General features: G+C 64.5%; 5 protein-coding genes, 1 rRNA gene and 1 pseudogene. 5 read left to right on the top strand and 2 right to left on the bottom strand.

Annotation, left to right across the window (positions count from 1 at the left end; all coding sequences use genetic code 11):
* The 3 genes and pseudogenes from ACLQ62_RS13380 to ACLQ62_RS13370 all read left to right on the top strand — a co-directional run.
* Window positions 1-441: pseudogene (locus ACLQ62_RS13380) on the top strand (argininosuccinate synthase); the annotation flags it as partial.
* Window positions 442-445: 4 nt separating this feature from the next.
* A complete protein-coding gene (gene argH / locus ACLQ62_RS13375) occupies window positions 446-1,882 on the top strand; it encodes an argininosuccinate lyase (RefSeq protein WP_411722130.1) in 1,437 nt (478 codons plus the stop codon).
* Between the two features lie 6 nt (window positions 1,883-1,888).
* Complete coding sequence (locus ACLQ62_RS13370; RefSeq protein ID WP_411722129.1) at window positions 1,889-2,488, top strand: DNA-3-methyladenine glycosylase; 600 nt, start codon at window positions 1,889-1,891, stop codon at window positions 2,486-2,488.
* 10 nt (window positions 2,489-2,498) lie between these two features.
* On the opposite strand, the gene ACLQ62_RS13365 is transcribed toward ACLQ62_RS13370, so the two are convergent.
* Together ACLQ62_RS13365 and ACLQ62_RS13360 are read right to left on the bottom strand one after the other, a co-directional pair.
* Window positions 2,499-3,104, bottom strand: a complete 606-nt coding sequence (locus tag ACLQ62_RS13365) for a hypothetical protein (protein ID WP_411722128.1) — start codon at window positions 3,102-3,104, stop codon at window positions 2,499-2,501.
* 46 nt (window positions 3,105-3,150) lie between these two features.
* Window positions 3,151-3,822 carry a DNA-binding protein gene (locus tag ACLQ62_RS13360; RefSeq protein ID WP_411722127.1) on the bottom strand — a complete coding sequence of 224 codons (672 nt, stop codon included), beginning with the start codon at window positions 3,820-3,822 and terminating at the stop codon, window positions 3,151-3,153.
* Between the two features lie 134 nt (window positions 3,823-3,956).
* Between ACLQ62_RS13360 and tyrS the strand changes: the two genes are divergently transcribed.
* Both tyrS and ACLQ62_RS13350 read left to right on the top strand, forming a co-directional pair.
* A complete protein-coding gene (gene tyrS, locus ACLQ62_RS13355) occupies window positions 3,957-5,252 on the top strand; it encodes a tyrosine--tRNA ligase (protein ID WP_411722126.1) in 1,296 nt (431 codons plus the stop codon).
* 535 nt (window positions 5,253-5,787) lie between these two features.
* Window positions 5,788-5,914, top strand: a 16S ribosomal RNA gene (locus tag ACLQ62_RS13350); the annotation flags it as partial.

Here is a 5,914-nt window from a genome sequence, read left to right as displayed (position 1 = left end):
CGGCTGGACATGGTCGAGGACCGGCTCGTCGGCATCAAGAGCCGCGAGGTCAACGAGGCCCCCGGGGCGATCGCGCTCATCACGGCCCACCAGGAGCTGGAGGCGGTCACCGTCGAGCGCGACCTCGCCCGCTTCAAGCGGACCGTGGGCCAGCGCTGGGCCGAGCTCGTCTACGACGGTCTCTGGTTCTCGCCGCTCAAGCGCTCGCTCGACGCGTTCATCCACGAGTCGCAGCAGCACGTCACCGGCGAGATCCGGATGACCATGCAGGGCGGCCGGGCCACCGTCACCGGACGGCGCAGCGAGGCCTCGCTCTACGACTTCAACCTCGCCACCTACGACACCGGTGACTCCTTCGACCAGAGCATGGCCAAGGGCTTCATCGAACTGTGGTCGCTGCCGAGCAAGATCTCGGCCCGCCGCGACGCCGGCCAGGAGTAGACGGATGTCGGGTGACGGTATCGAAAATCGCGCCGGTGAAGCTGGCGCACTCTGGGGCGGCCGCTTCGCCAGCGGGCCGTCACCCGAACTCCTCCGCCTGAGCAAGTCGACGCACTTCGATTGGCAACTGGCGGCATACGACATCGCCGGTTCCCGGGCGCATGCGAAGGCGCTCGCGGCAGCCGGCTACCTCACCGAGCGGGAACTCGAGGCCATGCTCGACGCGCTGTCCCGCCTGCAGGAAGACGTGGCGACCGGTGTCGTCACCGCCGCTGAGTCCGATGAGGACGTGCACTCCGCGCTCGAACGGGCGCTGATCGAGCGTGCCGGCGCCGAACTCGGCGGCAAACTCCGCGCCGGCCGCAGCCGCAACGACCAGATCGCCACCCTCGTGCGGTTGTACCTGCTCGACCACTCCCGCCTGATCGGCCACCTGGTGGTTCAACTCATCGATGCGATCGGCTCGCAGGCCGAGGCCCACGGGAACGCCCCGATGCCTGGCCGCACCCACTTGCAGCACGCACAGCCCGTGCTGCTCGCCCACCACCTGATGGCGCATGCGTGGCCGCTGGTCCGCGACCTGGAACGGCTCGCCGACTGGACCAAGCGCGCATCGGCATCCCCGTATGGGTCCGGGGCACTTGCCGGAAGTTCGCTCGGACTCGACCCGCAACTCGTCGCATCCGAACTGGGACTCGACCGGCCGACCGAGAACTCGATCGACGCGACCGCCAGCCGTGATGTCGTCGCCGAGTTCGCGTTCGTGACGGCTCTGATCGGCATCAACCTCTCACGTTTCGCCGAGGAGATCATCCTCTGGAACACGCGAGAGTTCGACTTCGTCACACTGGACGACGGCTATTCGACCGGGTCGAGCATCATGCCGCAGAAAAAGAACCCCGACATCGCCGAGCTTGCCCGCGGTAAATCCGGGCGGCTGATCGGCAACCTCGCCGGACTGCTAGCGACGCTCAAGGGGCTGCCACTCGCATACAACCGCGACCTGCAGGAAGACAAGGAACCGGTCTTCGACACCGTCGAACAGCTCGAAGTCCTGCTGCCGGCATTCACCGGGATGGTCGCGACGCTGCGTTTCAACACCGAACGGATGGCGCTGCTCGCCCCCCAGGGATTCTCCCTCGCGACCGACGTTGCCGAGTGGCTCGTCAAACAGGGTGTCGCGTTCCGGGACGCGCACGAGATCTCCGGTGAGCTCGTTCAGTTCTGCGAAGACCGCGGTTTGGAACTGCACGAACCGTCGGATGAAGACCTCGCTTCGCTGTCGCCGCATCTCACCCCTGCTGTCCGGGGCGTGCTCACCGTCGAAGGGTCGATCAGTTCGCGCACCGGTGCCGGTGGAACGGCGCCCGATCGAGTGGTTGAGCAGCGTCTCGCTCTGACCGAGCGCGTGCGGCTGTTGTCGCTGGCTCTTCGCGCCTGACCCGCCGTGCTCGACCGCGCCTTCTTCGAGCGACCCTCCCTTGAGGTCGCCCCGGAGCTGCTTGGGACGATCCTCCGTCACGAAACGGATGCCGGCACGGTCGCGGTCCGGATCACCGAGGTCGAGGCGTATGTCGGGCAGGGCATCGACCCCGGCTCGCATGCGTTTCGCGGCAAGACGGCGCGCAACGCGAGCATGTTCGGCTCGCCCGGCCATCTCTACTGTTATTTCACCTACGGGATGCATGTGTGCGCCAACATGGTGTGCTCGCCGAACGGTGAAGCATCCGGGGTGCTGATCCGGGCTGGTGAGATCGTCGAGGGCATCGAACTCGCGCGGACCCGTCGGACCACGTCCCGGTCGGACAAGGACCTCGCCCAGGGCCCCGCCCGGCTGACCGTTGCGCTCGGCATCGCCCTCAGCGACGACGGGAGCGACCTGTTCGCGCCGCCGTTCTCGCTCGAGGCGGGCAGTCGGGCATCCGACGTGCTGACCGGGCCGCGGACAGGACTCGGCGGACCAGGCGGTGGGGCTGACTTCCCCTGGCGATTCTGGATCCCGGGGGAGCCGACGGTGTCGCCGTACAAGAAGCATCCGAAGGCCTGAAGGCGCGCCCTCAGATCATCGCGAAGTGGAACAGCGCCGCACTCGACGCGGCCCAGGTCAGGCTGGTGAAGGTTCCGATGATGAAGCGCTCACGGGCCTCGGCGGCAGCGAGCTCGGTGAACCGGCCGACGCCCTTGATGGCGATGACCACGGCGATCGCTTCGGGGAACCCGGCGATGAGGGTTCCGGCGACAGCGAATCGTTCGAGGTAACCGATCGTCCGCCCTCCGCGCAGAACCTCGTGCTGCTCACCGGCGTTGGCACGCAGAGAGTTGCCGAAACGTTCGGGCTCGGTCACGATGATGCCGCCGAACAGGCCCGGCCGAACGAGCCCCCGTGTTGCGAGTTTGAGCACATAGTTCGACGCAATACCGCCGCCGAGCACGGCGATCACCATCGCGAGAACGCTGAGGGCGATGCTGACGCCGATGGGCGACTCCGGTGAGGGGATGCCGACGAGCACAAGGTCGACCGCGAGCAGCGCCGCAGCGATCGCTATGATCTTGTTCCTTTTGCGCCAGTGGGCGATGCCGATGGTCGCGAGGCATCCGGCGGCGAGCAGCAGCACGGCCACCCAGTACAGGGTGATCGGGAGGGCACCGGTGATCGGGCTCACTATCGTCTCCTTGCCGCGTCGGCGCTGTGTCGGCTCGTATGTCCGCTCATCGTCGGCCGGTTACCGACTCAGTTGGGCCGAGCGTCGCCGCTGCGCCCGCTACCGGGTCGGCGGAACGATTGACCGTGTCGAGTAGCCTAACAAGCGCCTCCGACGCCGCCTTTTCGACACGGATGCCGGCGGCACGGGCCCGCAAACTGGCCGCGCCAGCCGTGATCCCGAGTTTCTCTGCAGACTCTGACTGGGTCAGGCCGGTGGTGAGCAGGTCGTACAGTTCCCAGCCGCCGTCCGTCCGCCGTTCCCGCAGCACGAGCAGCAGAGCGATGAGTGCTTCGGCGTCGGCGCCGCGGAGGGTTTCGTCGGTGTCGTCGCCCGCCCGGGTGAGCGCAAATCGCGTCTGTGATTTTTTGGCGCGCGTCACGGCATCCCGAGCGGCGAAGAACGCTTCACCGGTCGCTTCCCGGGTGGCCTGGGGGAGTGGCAGTCGTGCGGGTCCGATGCCGACGCCGACGCTCCACGCATCCTCCCGGGTCAGTTCGAGCACAATGGCGAGGGCGTCTTCTGCGCTGGCCGGTAGTATTTGGATGTCATGGCCGGCCGTTCGATCGGCGGGCAGAAGGAGGTTGGGCCCCGTTGCACCGTTCAGCGTCTCAAGAGCGGATGCCGCACGGTCGGGTTGGTTGCGGCTGTCGACCTGGTCAGCGGTGATGACGAACACGGTACCTCCATTGTTTAGGTCGGAGACCTAACTCTTTCAATATTAGGGAATTACCTAAACCTCGTCAAGAGTGAGGTCCCAGACTCACATCGACCCATCGTGAGAGTAGAAATTGCGCTGGTACTGTAGCTTGCGTGTCGCAGCCCCAACTCACCTCCCAGTCCAATGACCCGTCGTTCGAGGATGTTTGGGAGGAGATCGTCTGGCGTGGACTCGTCCACGTGTCCACATACACAGCCGCACTGAAAACGCTGCTCGCGGGTCCGCCGATCACCTACTACTGCGGGTTCGACCCGACGGCCCCGAGCCTGCACCTCGGCAACCTCGTGCAGCTGCTGCTCCTGCGCCGCATCCAGCTCGCCGGCCACAAGCCGCTCGGGCTCGTCGGGGGTTCGACCGGGCTCATCGGCGACCCGCGCCCGACCGCCGAGCGCACCCTCAACACACCGGAGACGGTGAAGGAGTGGGTGGGCTACCTGCAGGCGCAGGTCTCCCGGTTCCTCGATTTTGACGGTGACAACGCCGCCCGGTTGGTCAACAACCTGGACTGGACGGCCCCGCTCTCCGCGATCGACTTCCTGCGCGACGTCGGCAAGTACTTCCGCGTCGGCACGATGCTCAAGAAGGATGCCGTCAGCGCGCGCCTCAATTCGGACGCCGGCATCAGCTACACCGAGTTCAGCTACCAGATCCTTCAGGGCATGGACTTCCTCGAGCTGTACCGCAACTACGACTGCGTTCTGCAGACCGGCGGCAGCGACCAGTGGGGCAACCTCACGAGCGGCACCGACCTGATCCACAAAGCCGAGGGAGTGAGCGCCCACGCCATCGGCACCCCCCTCATCACCAACTCCGACGGCTCGAAGTTCGGCAAGAGCGAGGGCAACGCAGTCTGGCTCGACCCGACCATGACCAGCCCGTACGCGTTCTACCAGTTCTGGCTCAACTCCGACGATGCTGACGTTCTCGCGCGCCTGAAGATCTTCACCTTCCTTACCCGCGCTGAGATCGAGCAGCTCGAAGAGGCCGTCGCCACAGAACCGTTCCGCCGTGAAGCGCAGAAGCGACTCGCGTGGGAAGTCACCTCACTTGTTCACGGTGCTGCAGCGACGGATGCCGCGATCGCCGCGTCTGCGGCATTGTTCGGGCAGGGGGAGTTGGAGAGCCTCGACGCCGAAACGCTCGCTGCCGCACTTCGGGAACTTCCGCACACGACCGCATCCGCCGGCATCCTCGTCACTCAGTTGCTTGTCGACACAGGCCTGACTGCGAGTCTGGGCGAAGCGCGACGCGCCATCGCCCAGGGCGGGGTGTATCTCAACAACGCCAAGGTTGCCGATGATTCAGCCGTACTGGAGAGCATGCTGGCCGGGGGAGTGGCGGTTCTTCGCCGCGGTAAGAAGACCCTCGCCGGCGTCTTCACTGGCTGAGATCGGTGCGACACGCCCGGCCTGCAGAAGCAATTTGCGAGGTATCCGGGATGTGCGTAAAGTAACTACTCGTCACCCCAAAGGTGCGGCAGAGCGACTAGCTAGCCGGCCTCATGCGGGACCAAACTCCACACAAAAGAATCGCCCCGAATTATTCGGATTCCGGTTTTTGTGGAGATAATCCTTCACTGGATTTCTCTCGTACTCGAGATCTGGACTTCGGTCCGGGAGCGTGTGCAACACCAGAGAAAATCGGTGCTAGGCTAGAGAAGTTGCCCTGCGGAGCAGCCCGGAAGGGTGAAAAGCAGGAGCATCCGATCCTTGAGAACTCAACAGCGTGCACAATGTCAAATGCCAAATACCCGGCAATCCGACCTTTTTGGTTGGGTTACGGATTCCTTTGGAAAACATTTAAACAACAAAGCAAGTCAGTAATGATTTGTTCTGTCAGTTTCAAACTCGCGGCTTCTGAACCTATTCCGGTTCGTTGCTGCAAATAATGTGCCGGTCGCTTCGGTGGTCGTGCAATTAAACATTTACGGAGAGTTTGATCCTGGCTCAGGACGAACGCTGGCGGCGTGCTTAACACATGCAAGTCGAACGATGAACTCCAGCTTGCTGGGGGGATTAGTGGCGAACGGGTGAGTAACACGTGAGTAACC

It is taken from the genome of Mycetocola sp. (genome assembly GCF_046716805.1).
In the GTDB taxonomy this organism is placed as follows: Bacteria; Actinomycetota; Actinomycetes; order Actinomycetales; family Microbacteriaceae; genus Mycetocola_A.
The sequence above is the reverse complement of the archived record's forward strand: the minus strand, read 5'-3'. Positions and strand labels throughout refer to the sequence as shown.

Coding starts and splice junctions, on each gene's coding strand:
- argH (WP_411722130.1), top strand. CDS start 446: ATGTCGGGTGACGGTATCGAAAATCGCGCCGGTGAAGCTGGCGCACTC.